Below are 17,979 nucleotides of genomic sequence, written 5' to 3' on the forward strand. Positions count from 1 at the left end.
TTCCCCATCAGCGATCTACCCGTCGCCCCTAGGCACGACGGTTATCGACGTACCCAAATCCTTTATGAGGCGCGTGGAAAGCAGGCGGAGGTTAGGCGAGATTCGCTTACGCAGCCATTGCTTCGCAGGATTCTGCGCAGGTCATGCAGGCCTGTGCGCACTGCTGACAGTGGTCTGCCTGATGCTTACCGCACTCCTCTCCGCAGGCTCGGCAAATTTTGGCGCATAGGGCACAAAGTTTTTTGGCGAGCACGCTTTCTCGTGCCATCAAGGTAGCGGCAAGCTTGCACATATCTGCGCAATCCCTGTCCAGCTTGATGCAGTCAACCATCATTTTTACGTCCTGTTCTTGCAGGCAGGCTGACGCGCAGCCTTCACAGGCCAGCGCACAGCGCAGGCATTCCGAGATACATTCTTCAAAGCGACTGTTCATGGTCATATCTCCGGTATCGGGTGGATGTGATGCCAACGTACCGTCTCATGACGGTATGTAGCGTTCGACCTGACGGGGTCCTGAAGATTGATTACATTTGTGTAAGCTTGTCCGAATTATCTCGTGTGAAGGCCTGCCCGATCATTTAAGGCTGGATAATCACTGTTTCTGGACGCTCACGATTCTCGCGGTGCTTCCTTCCATACGGAACCCAAATTTCACCTTGTCTCCTACGTTCAAGCCCTTCAAATGCGCAGGCTCAGCTTGGAATCCCATGGTCATCGCCGGCCATTTGAGCTCTGCTACCGGGCCGTGCGCCAAGGTGATTTTCCCGCTTTGAGGATCCAGCGCCTTTATTGTCCCCTCAGCATGCGCAGTGGGTGCCGCCTGGCTGCCTTGGCCACCCTCGGCGGAAGCTGGCATTTTCTTCATGTCCATACCGTTCATGTCCTGGGCTTGCACGCTGGCGGCGAAAGCTGTGACCAGGCCTGCGATAACAATTAGCTTTTTCATTGGATTTTTCCTGAGAGGTTGGGGGTAGTTACAGCAAGTTCGCGGCGACGGATCAGCCAGTACGCCGCAGGGATTACAAAAAGGGAAAGCAAGGGGGCGGTGAGCATGCCGCCCACCATGGGCACCGCGATGCGGCTCATGACCTCGCTGCCGGTACCGCTGCTCCAGAGGATGGGCAGCAGGCCTGCAACGATGACCGCCACAGTCATTGCCTTGGGCCTGATGCGTTGCACCGCGCCCTCACGGATTGCGTCGAGCAGCGCTTCTCGTGTGGTTTCGCCGTTGGCCTGACGCTCAGCCCAAGCGTTATTCAGGTAGATGAGCATGATCACTCCGAACTCCGCCGCTACGCCTGCCAGGGCAATGAAGCCAACGCCTGTGGCCACCGACAGGTTGTAGCCCAGCAGGTACAGCAGCCAAACGCCTCCGGTTAGCGCGAACGGTAACGTGCCCATGATGAGCAGCGCCTCACCGAGGCGGCCAAAAGTCAGATAGAGCAGCACGAAGATGATGGCCAGCGTCGCCGGCACCACCCAGGCCAGACGGGCGTTCGCCCGCTCCAGGTATTCGAACTGCCCGGAGTAGCTCAAGCTCATGCCTGGATCGAGCTTTACCTCGCTGTCGATCGCCTGACGTAGGTCTGCGACAACAGACGAAAGGTCCCGGCCGCGCACATCGATGTACACCCAGCCCGAGGGGCGAGCATTCTCGCTCTTCAACATTGGCGGGCCATCAGCAATACGTATGCGGGCCACGCTGCCGAGCGTCAGCTGGCCACCCTGCGAGGTGTAGATCGGCAGTTGACGCAGCGCTTCCACCGAATCACGCCATTCGCGTGGATAGCGTAAGCTGATGGGATAACGAGCCAAGCCTTCAACCGTTTCCCCAATGGTTTCGCCACCAATGGCGCCGGCCACGATGGCCTGTACGTCGGTAATGTTCAGACCGTAACGGGCTGCGGCATGGCGGTCGATATCCAGATCAATGTAGCGACCGCCAGTCAAACGCTCCGCCAGCGCCGAAGCCACTCCAGGCACCTTCTTCGCTGCCCGCTCCACAGCGAGCGTAGCCCGGTCTATCTGGTCCAAGTCGCTTCCGGCAACCTTTACGCCGATTGGGCTCTTGATGCCGGTGGCCAGCATATCGATGCGGTTGCGGATTGGCGGGATCCAGATGTTGGTCAGCCCAGGCACACGCACAGTGCGATCAAGCTCCTCGATGAGCCTCTCCGTGGTCATTCCAGGACGCCACTCACTCTTGGGCTTGAGCCGAACGGTGGTCTCGAACATTTCCAGCGGTGCCGGGTCGGTAGCTGACTCGGCGCGGCCAGCTTTACCAAAGACACTGGCCACTTCGGGAACGGTTCGAATCAGACGATCCGTTCGCTGCAACAGCTCTGAAGCTTTCTGTGCCGAGAGTCCAGGCAAGGCTGAAGGCATGTAGAGCAGATCACCTTCATCGAGCGGAGGAAGGAACTCGCCCCCAAGATGATTCAAGGGCCACAGACTGCTGAGCAGGATGAGCAATGCTCCAGCGAGGGTAACCAGAGGCCGGCGCAGGACGACCTCCAATGCTGGACGGTACAGCCGGATGAGGCCCCGGTTGAGCGGGTTGCGCTGTTCCGCAGGTAGTGGCCCTCTAATCCAGTACCCCATCAGCACCGGTATCAGGGTCACCGATAGCGCAGCCGCCGCTGCCATCGCGTAGGTCTTGGTAAAGGCCAGGGGTGCAAAGAGGCGACCCTCCTGAGCTTGCAGCGTGAACACCGGGATGAACGATAGCGTGATGATCATCAGACTGAAGAACAGTGCCGGTCCTACCTCGACGGCCGCCTCCGTCATTACCTTCCAATGCGCTTCGCCTCGCAACGGCTGACCAGGATGTCGAGCATGCCAAGCCTCAACGCGTTTGTGGGCGTTCTCGATCATGACCACGGCAGCGTCCACCATTGCACCGATGGCAATAGCGATTCCGCCAAGGGACATGATGTTGGCGTTAATGCCCTGATGACGCATCACGATCAGCGCAATCAGGATTCCGACGGGCAGCGCCACGATGGCCACCAACGACGAGCGCAGGTGCCAGAGAAACGCTGCGCATACCAACGCCACTACCACGAATTCCTCGATCAGCTTGTGACTGAGGTTCCCCACGGCACGGTCGATCAACTGGCTACGGTCGTAGACGGTGACAAGCTCCACCCCGGCTGGCAGGCCTTTCTTCAGGGTTTCGAGCTTGGCCTTGACGTGGGCAATGGCCTCACGAGCATTCTTGCCGCTGCGCAGGATTACCACACCTCCCACGGCTTCGCCGAGGCCGTCCAGTTCGCCTATGCCTCTGCGGGCTGCCGGACCTATCTGCACCGTAGCGACGTCGCCTACTGTCACCGGCACGCCCTTGGTAGCCAGTCGCAGCGGTATCGCCCTGAAATCATCCAGTGATCGCAGATAGCCGGCCGCACGTACCATGAATTCCGCTTCGCCCTGCTCCAGTACACCGCCACCGGTCTCCTGGTTGGCCTTGCCTATAGCCTCCACCACCTCAGCCTGGGTGATACCGAGGCTGGCTATGCGCAGCGGATCGAGCACGACCTGATACTGCTTGACCATACCGCCGATGGTGGCCACCTCAGCGACATCCGGTAGCGTCTTGAGCTCATAGCGCAGGAACCAGTCCTGAAGGCTGCGCAGTTGCGACAGGTCATGGCCGCCGTTGCGATCGACCAACGCATACTGATAAATCCAGCCCACCCCGGTGGCGTCAGGACCCAGTACCGGCTTGGCTGCCGCAGGTAATCGCGATTGCGCCTGGCTCAGGTACTCAAGCACCCGTGAGCGCGCCCAATACAGATCGGTGCCGTCCTCGAACAGCACATAGACGAAGCTGTCACCGAAGGCGGAGAAGCCGCGAACCGTTTTGGCCCCCGGAACCGAGAGCATGGTAGTGGTCAGCGGATAGGTCACCTGATTCTCAACGATCTGGGGAGCCTGGCCTGGGTAGGACGTGCGGATGATCACCTGCACGTCCGACAGGTCGGGCAAGGCGTCGATTGGCAGGCTACGCACCGAGACGAAGCCCCATGCCACCAGAAACAGCGTGGCGAGGAGCACCAGCACACGGTTGCCTACCGACCAGCGGATCAGTTTGGCAATCATGGTTGGCCCTCCACCACGTTGATCTGCTCAACTACCATGCCCTCGTCGCGTTCGCGTATGCCAAAGCGAATCTGCACACCGACCTTGAGGCCATTAAGGAGAGACTGATTAGCCACAGGAAAGGTCATGGTCATCCCTGGCATGCCCAGGGTGATGAAAGGACCGTGGGCAACGGTGAGCTGGGTGCCGTCTATCTGCACGACACGGCCATCCGCTTCATGCAGGGCTGGCCCCGCATTAGGCTGACTATCCTGCGCCGTCGCCGCCTCGATGCCTTTCAAATTAGCGTCGGAGTCCAACAGGAATTGCCCGGACGCGACGATGCGCTGTCCTGCCTGAAGGCCCTGCAACACCGCAACTTTCCCTCTGCTCTCCTGGCCCAACACGACTTCCACCGGCCGGAAGCGACCACCGTCCTCAGCCAGCATCAACAGGTCTCGCTTGCCGGTGCGGATGACCGCCTCGGCAGGCACCAAGAGGCTTTGCTCGGAAGACTCGCCGGGATGGAGAGCCACTTGAGCGGTCATCCCAGGACGAAGCCGTCCATCCGGGTTGGGCAACTCGATACGCAGGCGCAACGTGCGGCTCTGCAAATCGGCATCGGCCAATAGCGCGGTCAACTTGCCCGGTACGGGATCGCCCGGGAACGCTGGCAATCGCGCCTGCACAGGCTGGCCTTCGCGAAGGCCCTGAGCCTGGGCTTCCGGCACAGCCGCTTCCAGCCAGACGTTGGCCACTCCATTGATCCTCGCCAAGGTAGCACCCGGCATCAGGGTCATTCCGGGTCGCAAATCGAGAACCTGGATGACTCCGGCCGTGGGTGCGGAGAGTGTGACCGAGAGCTGCACCTTCCCAGTGCTCGCGACCCGGTTGATCAGGTCGGCCGGCATGCCGGCGAGCACAAGCCGCTGTCGTGCCGCCGCCGTCAGCTGCGCGTCGCCGGAATGCCGCAGCGCCAGGTATTCCTCCTGCAAACCAGCCCACTCCGGGGTTAGCACATCGGCTAGAGGAGCCCCTTTGGCAACGATGTCGCCCGTCGCTCGACCATAGACGCGCTCGACGTAGCCGCCAGTCCGGGCCTGCAATACGCTGAAGTCGCGTTCGTCGAACGTTAGAACGCCGCTCACACTCAGGGTCCGTTCTAGCCGGCCAGCCGTCACCGTCGCCAATCGAATCCCAAGGTTTTGCTGGAGCCCAGCCGAGACCTGAACCGCAGGCTGCTCCTCGCCAGCCGTGTCATCCGAATACTTGGGCACGAGCGGCATGTCCATGAACGGCGATTTTCCGGGCGCCGGGAAGTGCTGCTGGGGATACATCGGGTCATACCAGTACAGCGCTTTTTTTTCCTCACCTACTGGCTGGGATGGGGAATACGCACCTCTTCCACCTAGCCAGAAGCCCGCGCCTATCCCAATAGCAAGGGCAGCAGCCACGAGCAAACCAATCGACCTATTCCTCATGCCCGCACCTCTCCATAAACGAAATGCAGACGCGCTGCTGTTGCCGCCAACTGTCCTTGCAGGTCCACATCCTGTAGCAGCGCTTCCACACGCTGCCGGCGTGCCCACAGCACTTCACTCAACGGCGAATTACCGGCGCGGTAGTCCGCCAGAGCGAGGCGTACCCGGTCCTCGGCCAGGGGCAAAAGTGTTTCGCGACTGCGCCGTACAGCCCGTTGCAAGCGTTGGTACTCGGCAAGGTCTGTTTCAAGCTGAGCTTGATGCTCGCGCAGGGCAGCGTCCTGCTCATTTTCCAATTGGCGAACTTGTGCGCGTCGTGCCGCAATCATTGGGTCTTGCCGGGAGCTGGTGAACAACGGCAACTGGAAGCTGACTTGCAGGCTGACCATGTTGCTGAAGTCCGGGCCACGGCGCTGATAATCCACCCCCCAGGACCAATCCGATTTCTTCTCCGCCTGAGCCTGATGCACCTGGGCTTGAGCCTCGCGTGTCATGGCGTGGTAGGTATTGAGCTCCGGATGGGCATGGACGGAGTGCAGGTATTCAGCTGCGTCTACAGGCCAGACAGGGAACGTCGGCGCGCCTACTTCGGCGTCCTGCCCAATCCAGCGCTTCAGCGCGGCTCGCGCCTGAGCTGATTGACTCAACAGAACGTCTTTCTGCTCGTCCAGCTGCGCGGCTTCTTGCTTGGGAGCCAGCGTATCGGCGGTGGAGCCTGCACCACCGGCCAGGCGGGCCCGCACCGTGGAAGCCAGCAGCTGGTTTTCTTTGTAGAAGGCGTCGAACTGTTCAAGCTTTCGCTGCACGGTGTATGCAGCCACCCAAGCCTGTGCGGTTGCCGCCCGAACTTTCAGCCGTTCGAACAGCGCCTCGGCATCGGCTCGCTCGACCGTAGCCTGCGCTGTCTCTATGCGAGCTTTGCGTTTGTCCCGGTTCGGTACTTCTTGGGACAGGCCAACCACCTGCATGGTCATGAAGTCTCTGTTCATGCTCCAGCGGTCGGTGCCTTCAATCGGCAGGTTCTGTACCCCAAGATTCAGGCGCGGATCGGGAAGTTCGCCCGCTGGAATGACTGCGCTGCGCGCAGCTGATGCCTGCTCCTGGCGGGCCTGTAGAGAGGGAGCGTTGCGTTCAGCCAGTTGCAGCGCATCATCCAGCGACAGCGTTGCAGCCTGTGCCGAGACAGCCGGCAGCAGTATGGAAAAGACGGCCGTGGTTATCCGTCCCTGAAAACGTTGGGGAGTCATGAAAATGATTCCTCGAAAGATCAGCGCCCAGGCGCATGCGATCGCCCCGCTGCTAGGCGGAACGACGATGTGAAATTAAGAGGGAATCAGACGCGGGGAGGCCGCCATGGATCGGGGGGAGAGCCTGTCGCTATGCCTACCGCGTAGGTATCGGCAGGTCGTGGCTTAGCAAAGGTCAGCCCAGGCGTCAGGAAGCTGAGCTGCACGGTACTGGCAGTCCTGCACTCCTGGCCGACCTTGCAGGATTTGGCGTGATCGCCGGCCTTGCCCAGGTCTTGGTCCTGGCAGCAGTCATGATCCATACCCGCCATCATTTCCATGCCCATGGTCTGCATTGGGCAAGGTTCAGTCGCCGAATCGATGCCCGCCATCCCGTTAAGCGGAAGCGCCACGATAAGCATCAGGATGGTGAGCAGTCGAATGAACCGATTCATGATGGGCGAGTATAGGTTACCGGGATGAGTTCAGCATTAAGGGGTTGGGGCTGCACTAACCAACCGCTTGGAGGCTGGGAGACTGATGAAGAAGGTTGTGACACCCTCCGCTGAAGTACACCAGATTCGTCCGCTGTGAGCCTCGATGATAGAGCGGGTTATGGACAAACCCAGGCCTGCATTGCTTGGGCCGCCTTCGCGCCTGGCTGGATCGGCTCGATAGAATCGGTCGAAGATCTTGCCAATGTGCTGGGGATCGATGGTTACCCCGCTGTTACGCACGGAAAGCGTCACCCTTTCAGGCGTCTGCTCGATCTGCACTGATATCTCGTTGCCTTCCGGGGTGTAGCGCAACGCGTTGGATAGGAGGTTGGAAAGCGCCCGGTCAATCATCAGGCGATCGCCACGAACCTTACCCTGCCCGTGCAGGGTCAGCTGGGTGCCTTGATCCTCAGCCAGGAACTGGTAGTACTCGAACAGCTTGGATACGAGTTCAGAGAGCTCCACATCGATCTGCTCGGGCACGATCAGACCGTTATCAGCCTTGGCGAGGAACAGCATGTCGTCGATCATGCGCGACATGCGCTTGAGGTCTTCCAGGTTCGAATAGAGGTTTTCCTCATAGGCATCCAAGTCACGCTTCTTGGTGAGCACCACTTCGGTATGGGTCAGAAGGTTGCTGACTGGCGTTCTCAACTCGTGAGCGATATCGGCAGAGAAGTTGGACAACCGAACGAATGCATCTTCCAATCGTCCCAGCATCCCGTTGAAAGACAGGATGAGCTCCTGAAGCTCTAGCGGCACGGGCTCCAGGGGAATGCGCTCGCGGAGCGATCGTGCCGACATCCCGGTGGCCACTTTGGTGATTTGTCCAACAGGCCGAAGCCCACTCTTGGCCACGACCCAGCCCAAGCCTGCGCTCACAATCGCGCTGATCACCAGGCCAATTCCGAACCACCATTGCAGGGTGACAAAGAAATGCGCGTGAGTGGTGACATCGAGCATCAGCACGGCCGTCACCGGTTCCGGCTCGCCTGCAATGGTCAGCTGGGCGGTAATGCCGCGAAAGTTCTGCGATTCATCCTGCCATTCCCAGACCGCACCCCGGTGCGCCTGCTCGAATCGCTGAGGAATTTGGGAGGCTTTGGGGTCTGAAAAAAGGACCGTACCGTCAGCCTTGGTGATTTTCGCCGACAAATCCTGATGTGCGCCGAGCAATGCCCGCAGCTGCTGCTCCTGATCGTGGAGCCCGCCTCGCGCTGCTGAGATGGACAGGATATGACGCGTTGACTCCAGCTTTTCGGAAAGCGCCTGCTCATCCAGCATCCGGAAATGGTGCTGACTGAGCCCGTAGAAAGCCACGCCGGCAACCACCAGGACAGCAGTCACCGCGAACATGAACATCAGGGTCAGTCGCTTGACGAGCGATGATTGCGGGCGCATCACTCGGGCACATCCATCATGTAGCCCATGCCTCGGGCGGTATGGATGAGCTTTGGCGCAAAGTCGTCATCTATTTTGGCCCGCAATCGGCGAATCGCTACCTCGATCACGTTGGTGTCACTGTCGAAATTCATGTCCCAGACCTGGGAAGCGATCAGCGACTTGGGGAGCACCTCGCCGCGTCGGCGCATGAGCAGCTCCAACAGGCAAAACTCCTTGGCAGTAAGGTCAATCCGCTTGCCGTTTCGCGTAGCTCGACGCTTGAGCAGGTCTACCTCAAGGTCTGCCATCTTCATGGTGGTTTGAGCAGAACCACCATTGCCTCTGCGCAGCAACGTGCGAACCCGAGCCAGTAGCTCCGAGAACGCAAAGGGCTTCACCAGGTAATCATCAGCGCCCAGTTCCAAACCTTTCACGCGGTCGTCTACGCCGTCTCGGGCCGTCAAGAAAAGGACTGGCACATCCTGACCCGCCGCACGGATCTTGCGCAGGACCTCCCAGCCATCGAGCCCCGGCATCATCACGTCGAGGATCAGCAAGTCATACGCTTCGCTCTGTGCCTGTTGCAGGGCGTCAGTGCCTGTCATCACCCGGTCAACGGTGAAGCCGGCTTCTGTCAGGCCTTGCTGGAGGTAGACACCGGTTTTCGGCTCATCTTCGGCTACGAGTAATTTCATCTGCTCTCATCCACGCGGGGTGCATCTCCAGTTTGCAGGAAAAAAGACGCCCAACCAGAAGCTGACGGAAAAGTAATGTCGAGATCAGTTTTCTGACAGCACCGCGAAGCTAACTTGACCCTGTACCTGACGCCATGAGGCGCAGAACCCACTGAGGATCTCCAGATGAACATGGTCAAAGCAATTGTGATGGTCGTCACCTTTGGCGCGGCAGGCCTCGCCCTGGCAGAGGGCGGCGCGGACCGGACCTTTGCGCGGATGGAAGCGGCTCGCCAAAGCTCCATGCAGGCCTACCAGGTTGCGCAGCAGAAGAAAGAGCAGACGCCGGTCGCCGCCCAGTCCAGCAAGCACGCTGGCCACGAGAGCTGCTGATCCGAGCTTACAGAAATGTAATCACCCCGGAATCTGAACTATGGCAGTTTCAGACTACGGCCTCTCATCAGCCTCGCGCAGTGGCGCAAGTCTAAGAGACTGGTGAGAGCTCCAATGAACCCAACGGCTGCGCCATCGAGCAGCCTGGATATCAGCGATCTACCTGACTGGACGCAACGGCATGCAAAGCAAAACCACGAGACGATCATTCGTCAAAGGCCTGGCCGCTACCGGACTTCTGGGTGGGCTGGGCATGTGGCGCGCGCCGGTCTGGGCCGTGACCAGCCCTGGCCAACCGAACGTGCTCACCGGCACGGACTTCGACCTGTATATCGGTGAACTGCCCGTCAACATCACGGGTGCAGCTCGTACGGCCATGGCCATCAACGGCTCCGTGCCAGGGCCGATCCTGCGATGGCGCGAAGGCGACACCGTGACGCTGCGCGTACGCAACCGGCTGAAACAAGACACCTCCATTCACTGGCACGGCATCATCCTGCCCGCCAACATGGACGGTGTGCCGGGCTTGAGCTTCCACGGCATCGCTCCCGATGGCATGTACGAATACAAGTTCAAGGTCCACCAGAACGGCACCTACTGGTATCACAGCCACTCAGGCTTCCAGGAACAGTCCGGGGTCTATGGGGCGTTGGTGATCGATGCCAAGGATCCAGAGCCGTTTGTGTACGACCGTGATTACGTCGTCATGCTCAGCGATTGGACAGATGAAGACCCGGCGCGGGTGCTCTCCAAACTCAAGAAGCAATCTGACTACTACAACTTCCACAAGCGTACGGTCAGCGACTTCGTTGACGATGTGAGCGAGAAAGGCTGGTCGGCCGCTGTAGCGGATCGGAAGATGTGGGCTGAAATGAAGATGAGCCCCACCGACCTCGCTGATGTGAGCGGGTATACCTACACCTACCTCATGAACGGCCAGGCTCCGAACGGCAACTGGACGGGTATCTTCAAGCCCGGCGAGAAGATCCGCCTGCGCTTTATCAACGGCTCGGCCATGACCTATTTCGATGTCCGCATTCCTGGGCTCAAGATGACGGTTGTGGCTGCTGACGGCCAGTACGTCAAACCCGTATCGGTCGATGAGTTCCGGATTGCCGTTGCCGAAACCTACGATGTCATCGTCGAACCTGAAAACGAGCAGGCCTATACGATCTTCGCGCAATCCATGGACCGTACCGGGTACTCCCGAGGCACCCTGGCGGTTCGTGAAGGCTTGCAAGCGCCCGTACCGGAGGTAGATCCGCGCCCGATCATCGCCATGAGCGATATGGGCATGGACCACGGCAGCATGGGCGGAATGGATCACGGCAGCATGGCTGGCATGGACCAAGGCAACATGGCCGGCATGGACCACAGCAAGATGGCTGGGATGGACCATGGCAGCATGGCCGGCATGGACCACAGCAAGATGGCTGGAATGGACCATAGCAACATGGCCGGCATGGATCACAGCACGATGGCTGGGATGAGTCATGAGGGCATGGCCGGCATGAGCGGTGCAATGCAGAGCCATCCGGCTTCCGAGACCAACAACCCGTTGGTCGATATGCAGACCATGTCGCCGACCCCGAAACTGAACGATCCGGGAATTGGCCTGCGCAACAACGGGCGCCGAGTGCTGACCTACGCCGATTTGCGGAGCACCTTCATCGATCCCGATGGTCGAGAGCCTGGACGCACAATCGAACTGCACCTTACCGGCCACATGGAGAAGTTCGCGTGGTCGTTCGACGGTATCAAATTCTCCGACGCTGAACCGCTGCGGTTGAAATATGGCGAGCGTCTTCGCATCACCTTGGTCAACGACACTATGATGACTCACCCCATCCATCTCCACGGTATGTGGAGTGATCTGGAGGACGAGAACGGCAACTTCATGGTTCGCAAGCACACCATCGACATGCCACCTGGCTCAAAACGAAGCTATCGCGTCACCGCAGATGCCTTGGGACGTTGGGCCTATCACTGTCACCTACTGTTCCACATGGAAATGGGCATGTTCCGAGAAGTCCGTGTGGACGAATGAACTGGAGATTTGAGATGAGCAAACCAATGAAACGAAGCGCCTTTTTCCTCTCCGCTGCGGTGGTCGGCATGTTGGCTGTTTATGCCCCGTCGTCGTGGTCTAGCGACAACCATGATCAGCATTCCCAGAAATCCACCGAGGCCGGTAAAGCCAAAGGCTCGCAGGACAAGCAGGGCCAGGGGATGAACCATGAAGGCATGGACCATGGGTCCATGGAAGGTATGGACCACGACAAAATGATGGAATCGCATGGCAGCGACAAAGCTAAGGCAGGGAAAGATGGTCAATAGCCTTGGGCGGCCTTCGCTGCTGGCCCTGACTGTTTCAATCGGCATGCTGGGCGTAACGCCCAGCTTCGCCGCTGAAGAAATGGATCACTCGGGCATGGATCATTCGAAAATGGGGCACGGTTCCATGCAAATGGAAGCTGCTCCGTCCGAATCGATGCCGGCGATGGATCACAGCAAGATGGGGATGAGCAAACAGCAGAAACAGCCTGCCCCTGTTGATCACAGCCAGATGGGGCATGCTCAAAGCCAGAGCAAATCCAGCCCGGTGGACCATAGCAAGATGGACCACAGCAAAATGGGCCATGGAAACATGAAGGGCATGGATCACGGTTCAATGAAGGGCATGGACCATTCCCAGATGAATCATGGTTCAGCGACTTCTCCGACCACAACGAGCCGCACGCCGATTCCAGTGCTCACTGATGCCGACCGCGAGGCAGCCTTTCCGCCTTTGGGTGGCCACCAGGTGCACGACAGCGGAATCAACAGCTTCTTCCTGTTGGACCAGCTCGAATACCAGAACGCCGATGAGGGCAGCACCCTGGCTTGGGATGCATCTGGCTGGGTAGGTGGCGACATCAATCGACTCTGGGTTCGCTCGGAAGGCGAGCGCACCAACGGGGTAACCGAAGACGCTGAGCTGCAACTGCTATACGGGCGCTCGGTCAGTCCTTGGTGGGACGTGGTCGCCGGGGTCCGTCAGGATTTCAAACCGGAATCACCGCAGACCTGGGCAGCCTTTGGTATTCAGGGCATGGCCTTGTATGACTTCGAGGCCGAAGCTACGGCGTTCATTGGCGAAAACGGCCAGACTGCTGCGCGTCTTGAAGGCGAATACGACATCCTGCTGACCAATCGCTTGATTTTGCAGCCCACGGCTGAGGCGAACTTCTATGGCAAGAACGATCCTGAGCGGGGTGTTGGCTCGGGTCTGGCCAATACCGAAGTCGGGCTGCGTCTACGGTATGAAATCGTCCGCCAGTTTGCCCCGTACATAGGCGTTACCTGGAGCCGCTCCTACGGCAACACCGCTGACTTCATCCGAGACGAGGGTGGAGATGTTAATGAGGCACGCTTCGTTGCCGGTATCAGGATGTGGTTCTGAGAATTCCAACATGAAAAGAACAATTACAACGCTGCTTGTGGCCGGTGCTGTCGGAAGTGCTGCGGTATTGGGCACCGCGTATTTCGGCTTGGTGAATGTCGGCGCCGATGATCCTCACTTCCCGGCTGTCCATTCGTTTCTCGCCATGGCTCGCGACAGGTCGATTGAGGTTCGAGCGCGAGACATTGAAGTGCCTGACCTGAAGGACGCTGCGTTGATCAAGGCAGGCGCAGGCAACTACAACGCCATGTGCATTGGGTGCCACCTCGCCCCTGGCGTTGGGAAGACAGAACTTAGCCAAGCGCTATACCCGTCGCCACCTGACCTCACCAAGGTGGGTGTCGGAGGCGATCCGGCTGCCGCATTCTGGACGATCAAGCACGGTATCAAAGCCACCGGCATGCCCGCTTGGGGCAAGAGCATGGGTGATGAGTACATCTGGGGAATCGTCGCGTTCCTGGATCAACTTCCCCAAATGAATCCCGAGCAGTACATGGCTTTGGTGGCCACGAGCGGTGGCCACCAGCACGGCGGCGGTGAAAGCGATATGCATAACCATGAGGGCCAGCACGGCGGGAGCGGTCATGCCGAGCATGGCGATCACGACGAAGCGGCAGACGACGATCATGCCCAGGCAGCTCACGACCATGGAGCTGCACCCGCAGGCGCCGCCCAAGCCGCAGATCATCACGGCGACCACAATGCGGCCGAAGCCCATTCGGACGCCCACCCGAAACCGTCGACAAAGACGCATGTTCACAAAGACGGTAAGGAGCACACTCATGCCAACTAACCGGATACTCGTTCGTCTAGCCGCTATCGCTGGGCTGCTGGTCACCTCGGCGACCTACGCTGCCGAGCCTTTGTCCATCGACGTTCACCGAGACGCGAACTGCGGTTGCTGCAAGAAATGGATCACGTACCTGGAAGCCAATGGTTTCAAAGTGACCGACCATGTTGAGACGGACATGAGGGCAGTGAAACAGAAGCTGGGCGTAGCGCCACGGTTAGCGTCCTGCCACACAGCCGTGATTGACGGAAAGTTTGTTGAAGGTCACGTGCCAGCTGAGCAGATTCGAGAACTCAAGGAGCGGAACGATCTGGAAGGGATCGCCGTGCCAGGAATGCCAGCTGGATCCCCAGGCATGGAGGTTGATGGCGTAAGCCATGCTTACCAAGTCATTGGGTTAACCAAAAGCGGCGAGGACCTAGTAGTCGCCAGCTATCCAGCCAAATAACGCACCGACCACAAGGACGGCAGTAGGCTGACTGCCGTCCCATATTTCCCCGCTCGAAAGCGTCATCAGCTCAACACGACGGCACAGAGGGCCTGCAAAGCGTACCTAATCAGATTCACGGCGCTCGCGGACTGGCTTGAGTACGATATCGCCGTTGATAAGCTCGATGGAGAGCCTGTCGCCCGTCGTGATCCCTAGCTCGCGCAGAATGTCGTCGGGTAATTCCACAATCACATCGCCGGAGCCGTCGCCGGGATCAAGGCACTTAACCGTGGTGCGCGCTGATTCAGTCATTGGTCTCTCCTGCCTGAGCTACCAATCCTCATCGTACTCCACCAGTCATGAAAGCCGGTAACCAGGCGATCGCCGGAATTGACGCTTCAACCCGGCTTTTTATCAGTGTAACTCCTGCCCGCTTGATCAGTGCTCAGTTCTGGCCCCGGCAACCGATACCAGCGGTCCGGTACTCAAGGATTTTCAGGTCTCCATTGGAATCCTCGTAGTTCATCTGTGCTGGCATCACGTCACAGCTCGCCTTGGTCGATGTCATGCTGATTACCCTCGCCACGTCGAGCCGCATCCCGTAGCGATAATGGATCACCTCCGGTGGCTTCTTATCATTGGCGGCTGCATAAGCTCGCATAGCTTGCTCATTGGCCTGAATCATCTTCCCGTATAGACGGTCGGATCCTCCTTCGGCGATCGCGGCTGAGGAGGCCACAATGGCCAGGATGGCGGTGATGTTTCTAACGACTTTCATTTCAATCACTCCAAGAGACATGATTGAAGCTTAAGACTCTGCAGCTGTCATACACGTGAGCCGTGGATTACATCTGAGTAAGCTCGAGGAGAGCGAGATGCTGCATTGCAAGATGGTTTTTCACTAGGGTTGTCCAGCCTAGACTGCGAGCCGGCGGCGACTGAAAGCAGGGGAAAGCGGTATTGTTACTTAGTTTTTTAGCAAAACGTGGACCCGAAAAAACCAGCGCCGACGCCTCTGTTACCTTGTTATTTTCGCAAATTTCCGTCGACAGATTCGTCTCAGGTCAGCAAAAGGCAGTGGGTTTTGTTACTAGCTTATTTAGGAAACAACACCGGCATACTGTCCTGCTCCTGAGCAGGGCTAGCCGTGAAACATGGCAGGTGATCATCGGATCAACCCGCAGCTAAGACCCCCGTATCACGGGGGTTTTTTTATCGATGATTTTTATACGGTTGTGCTTCAGGGTTGGATGCGGCTGAACCCTTCACCTAACAACCCCTAAGGCCTATCTCGAATCTGGGTGCGTTGAACATTGGGCGGTTGGAATTGAGTTGATATATCATAACGTTTAATTAGTTATGATATAACGTGTTAATAGCTCTGCATGATTTTCCCGAGCTTTGCGCACCTGATCCCACCCCTGTCTACTCACCTAGGAGCACCCATGCGAGTCACCCCGGCCTCCCTTGCCATGTTCACGGTAATGGTTACCCCTGAACTGTTCGCCGACCAAACAGGCAGCTCCACGATCACCCTTGGCGCCGTGAACATTACGCAGGACGCTAAGGTGGCCCTGAGCACCGAGAACGTGCTCACGTCGGTCGATGTGCTCGGCGGTGATCAGGTAGAGGACAAGAACGTCATGAACAGCTGGCAACTGCTGGGCCAGATGCCGGGCATTCAGCTCACCGAAACAGGGCAGGGGGCCGAATCGGGCAAGGTTACGTTCCGCGCTTTCAACGGCGAAGGGTACATCAACGGTATCAAGACATTGATCGATGGCATCCCGAGCAACGTCAACAGCGGTAACCAGCGCTTCATCGACATGATCTTTCCCCTGGACATCGACTACATCGAAGTGGTCCGGGGCACGAACGACCCTCGTTACGGGTTGCACAACATTGCGGGCAACATCAATTTCGCCACGCGCCAAGGCGGCAACTATGTCGATAGCCGGCTGACCTATGGCAGCTTCGACACCCGTGAAGTGCAGTTGGCGGTCGGGCACGAGGAGGGGAATTTTGCCCAGAACTACATCCTTGCCAAGCAGGACAGCAATGGCTACCGCGATCACAGCAACTCGAACAAATACGCACTGGGGGGTAAGTGGTTCGTCAGCAACGACGAGCAGAATTTCCGCATTGGGCTGATCGCGCGCTTGTACCATCACCAGGCCCAGGAGTCCGGGTTTCTCACCCGTGACCAGATGCACGCCAGCCGTACACAATCACCGGCCAAGAACGCTAATGACGGTGATGACCGCGACATGAAGCACCTCAGCCTGCACGCGGATTGGCAGCTCAATGATGACTTGAGCCTTAGCAGCAAGCTGTATTACAACGGCTACAACGATGATCGCACCGTTACCTTCACGGACTATCGCCCAGGTAATGCGCCCCGTCAGCGTCGGCAATGGGACGAACAGCAGACGGGCATCCTCAATAACCTGACATGGCGCGTTAACGAGCACCTCACCCTCGATGGCGGCGTCAACTACGAAGAGCAGGACAATACCTACCGTCGCCAGCGCTATAGCTTCAGCGTTCCGACCCACTTCGATACCGTACCGGCCCGCGTGCAGAATGACGATCGCTATACCCTGCGCAACACCGGTGCCTATGTTCAGGCCGTTATCCAGCCCATCGAGTCACTGAAGATCATCCCGGCCATGCGGGTGGACCAGTTCACCGGTAGTACGCAGCTCTTGGGTGGCGTCAAAGGCTCGCTGCAAGACTACGGCTGGATCCGACAGCCCAAGCTGAGCGTGATCTATAGCGTTACCCCCGATATCGACGTTTACGCCAATTGGGGGCGTACCTTCCAGATACTCACCGGCTCGACCGAGCCCGCCTACTTGACCCCTGGGCAGCCTTCATACGACCCGTCGATCAACACAGGCAAAGAGGTCGGTATCAAGTTCAGACCGTTCGAGGGCGCCCAAGCGCGAGTGGCGATCTGGCAGCAGGATGCTACCGATGAAGTGGCAAACATGCCCAGCACCGGCACCACGGTCGGGTTGGGTGAAACGCGCCGTCGCGGCGTGGATTTGCAGATCAATGCTCAACTGGATGATCAGTGGACTGTCTATGCCTCCCACGCCATCCAGGAAGCAAAGGTGGTCAAAGCGTTTTCTGCCGCAGGGCAATCACTCTCGGGTAAGGAAGTGTTCTCCACGCCTCGGTACGTGAGCACCGTGGGCGTCGATTATCGTTATAACGATGACTGGAAGTTCGGTCTGCAGGGCAGGGCGCAAGGGAGCTACTACATCGACGAGCTCAATGAGCAAGGCAAATACGGTGGGTTTGTCGTTGCGGACGCCAGCGTCAGCTACCGCATCACGTCCGCTGCCAGCGTCGATGTGCAGGTCAAGAACCTGCTGGACCGCAAATACGAATACGTCTGGTACGACAACTTCTTCTGGGGCGGTGACGACCAGGCGATGTTTTCGCCAGCACCTGGTCGGTCGGCATTCGTTTCCCTGAATCTGAAGCTGTAGACCTCGGCTTAAACTTTCGTTTTACAGACAGCTCCTACAGATGGTCTACGCTGAACCGGTGGCTTTCGAAATGTCTTGGGTCTTGC

16 protein-coding genes are annotated in these 17,979 nt (G+C 58.5%); 7 read left to right on the forward strand and 9 right to left on the reverse strand.

What is annotated here, in order from left to right; all coding sequences use genetic code 11:
* Nucleotides 1–106 precede the first annotated feature (106 nt).
* The 7 genes from B2S33_RS09025 to B2S33_RS09060 all read right to left on the reverse strand — a co-directional run bounded on the left by B2S33_RS09025 (nucleotide 107) and on the right by B2S33_RS09060 (nucleotide 9,362).
* Nucleotides 107–433: a four-helix bundle copper-binding protein gene (locus tag B2S33_RS09025; protein ID WP_371928162.1), complete on the reverse strand. Its 327-nt coding sequence runs from the start codon at nucleotides 431–433 to the stop codon at nucleotides 107–109.
* A gap of 159 nt (nucleotides 434–592) precedes the next feature.
* Nucleotides 593–946: a copper-binding protein gene (locus tag B2S33_RS09030; RefSeq protein ID WP_094010849.1), complete on the reverse strand. Its 354-nt coding sequence runs from the start codon at nucleotides 944–946 to the stop codon at nucleotides 593–595.
* A complete protein-coding gene (locus tag B2S33_RS09035) occupies nucleotides 943–4,101 on the reverse strand; it encodes an efflux RND transporter permease subunit (RefSeq protein ID WP_104963039.1) in 3,159 nt (1,052 codons plus the stop codon). The genes B2S33_RS09030 and B2S33_RS09035 overlap by 4 nt, the downstream gene beginning before the upstream one ends.
* Nucleotides 4,098–5,561, reverse strand: a complete 1,464-nt coding sequence (locus tag B2S33_RS09040) for an efflux RND transporter periplasmic adaptor subunit (RefSeq protein WP_100852537.1) — start codon at nucleotides 5,559–5,561, stop codon at nucleotides 4,098–4,100. The genes B2S33_RS09035 and B2S33_RS09040 overlap by 4 nt, the downstream gene beginning before the upstream one ends.
* On the reverse strand, nucleotides 5,558–6,808 hold the full coding sequence (locus B2S33_RS09045; protein ID WP_100852536.1) for a TolC family protein: 1,251 nt from the start codon (nucleotides 6,806–6,808) through the stop codon (nucleotides 5,558–5,560). Before B2S33_RS09045 ends, B2S33_RS09040 begins: the two co-directional genes overlap by 4 nt.
* Nucleotides 6,809–7,278: 470 nt before the next feature.
* Nucleotides 7,279–8,685 carry a heavy metal sensor histidine kinase gene (locus tag B2S33_RS09055; RefSeq protein ID WP_100852535.1) on the reverse strand — a complete coding sequence of 469 codons (1,407 nt, stop codon included), beginning with the start codon at nucleotides 8,683–8,685 and terminating at the stop codon, nucleotides 7,279–7,281.
* Nucleotides 8,685–9,362 (reverse strand): heavy metal response regulator transcription factor, encoded by a 678-nt coding sequence (locus tag B2S33_RS09060; RefSeq protein ID WP_100852534.1) that lies wholly within the window; start codon nucleotides 9,360–9,362, stop codon nucleotides 8,685–8,687. The genes B2S33_RS09055 and B2S33_RS09060 overlap by 1 nt, the downstream gene beginning before the upstream one ends.
* Nucleotides 9,363–9,527: 165 nt before the next feature.
* Between B2S33_RS09060 and B2S33_RS09065 the strand changes: the two genes are divergently transcribed.
* The 6 genes from B2S33_RS09065 to B2S33_RS09090 all read left to right on the forward strand — a co-directional run bounded on the left by B2S33_RS09065 (nucleotide 9,528) and on the right by B2S33_RS09090 (nucleotide 14,414).
* Nucleotides 9,528–9,734, forward strand: coding sequence for a co-regulatory protein PtrA N-terminal domain-containing protein (locus B2S33_RS09065; RefSeq protein ID WP_100852533.1), 207 nt, complete (start codon nucleotides 9,528–9,530; stop codon nucleotides 9,732–9,734).
* Between the two features lie 181 nt (nucleotides 9,735–9,915).
* Entirely contained in the window at nucleotides 9,916–11,781 is a 1,866-nt protein-coding gene (locus B2S33_RS09070; RefSeq protein ID WP_100852532.1) for a copper resistance system multicopper oxidase, read from the forward strand.
* A gap of 14 nt (nucleotides 11,782–11,795) precedes the next feature.
* Entirely contained in the window at nucleotides 11,796–12,071 is a 276-nt protein-coding gene (locus tag B2S33_RS09075) for a hypothetical protein (protein ID WP_100852698.1), read from the forward strand.
* Nucleotides 12,061–13,176 carry a copper resistance protein B gene (locus B2S33_RS09080; protein ID WP_104963038.1) on the forward strand — a complete coding sequence of 372 codons (1,116 nt, stop codon included), beginning with the start codon at nucleotides 12,061–12,063 and terminating at the stop codon, nucleotides 13,174–13,176. Before B2S33_RS09075 ends, B2S33_RS09080 begins: the two co-directional genes overlap by 11 nt.
* A gap of 10 nt (nucleotides 13,177–13,186) precedes the next feature.
* On the forward strand, nucleotides 13,187–13,969 hold the full coding sequence (locus B2S33_RS09085; RefSeq protein ID WP_104963037.1) for a c-type cytochrome: 783 nt from the start codon (nucleotides 13,187–13,189) through the stop codon (nucleotides 13,967–13,969).
* A complete protein-coding gene (locus tag B2S33_RS09090) occupies nucleotides 13,959–14,414 on the forward strand; it encodes a DUF411 domain-containing protein (RefSeq protein WP_100852529.1) in 456 nt (151 codons plus the stop codon). Before B2S33_RS09085 ends, B2S33_RS09090 begins: the two co-directional genes overlap by 11 nt.
* Before the next feature lie 105 nt (nucleotides 14,415–14,519).
* On the opposite strand, the gene B2S33_RS09095 is transcribed toward B2S33_RS09090, so the two are convergent.
* Both B2S33_RS09095 and B2S33_RS09100 read right to left on the reverse strand, forming a co-directional pair.
* Nucleotides 14,520–14,708 (reverse strand): AbrB/MazE/SpoVT family DNA-binding domain-containing protein, encoded by a 189-nt coding sequence (locus B2S33_RS09095; protein WP_100852528.1) that lies wholly within the window; start codon nucleotides 14,706–14,708, stop codon nucleotides 14,520–14,522.
* Nucleotides 14,709–14,841: 133 nt separating this feature from the next.
* A complete protein-coding gene (locus tag B2S33_RS09100) occupies nucleotides 14,842–15,174 on the reverse strand; it encodes a DUF2790 domain-containing protein (protein ID WP_100852527.1) in 333 nt (110 codons plus the stop codon).
* A gap of 667 nt (nucleotides 15,175–15,841) precedes the next feature.
* On the opposite strand from B2S33_RS09100, the gene B2S33_RS09105 reads away from it, so the two are divergent.
* Nucleotides 15,842–17,893 carry a TonB-dependent receptor gene (locus B2S33_RS09105; RefSeq protein WP_111475538.1) on the forward strand — a complete coding sequence of 684 codons (2,052 nt, stop codon included), beginning with the start codon at nucleotides 15,842–15,844 and terminating at the stop codon, nucleotides 17,891–17,893.
* Nucleotides 17,894–17,979 lie beyond the last annotated feature (86 nt).

The organism is Pseudomonas sp. UBA5568 (genome assembly GCF_002425525.1).
Lineage (GTDB): Bacteria > Pseudomonadota > Gammaproteobacteria > Pseudomonadales > Pseudomonadaceae > Aquipseudomonas > Aquipseudomonas fulva.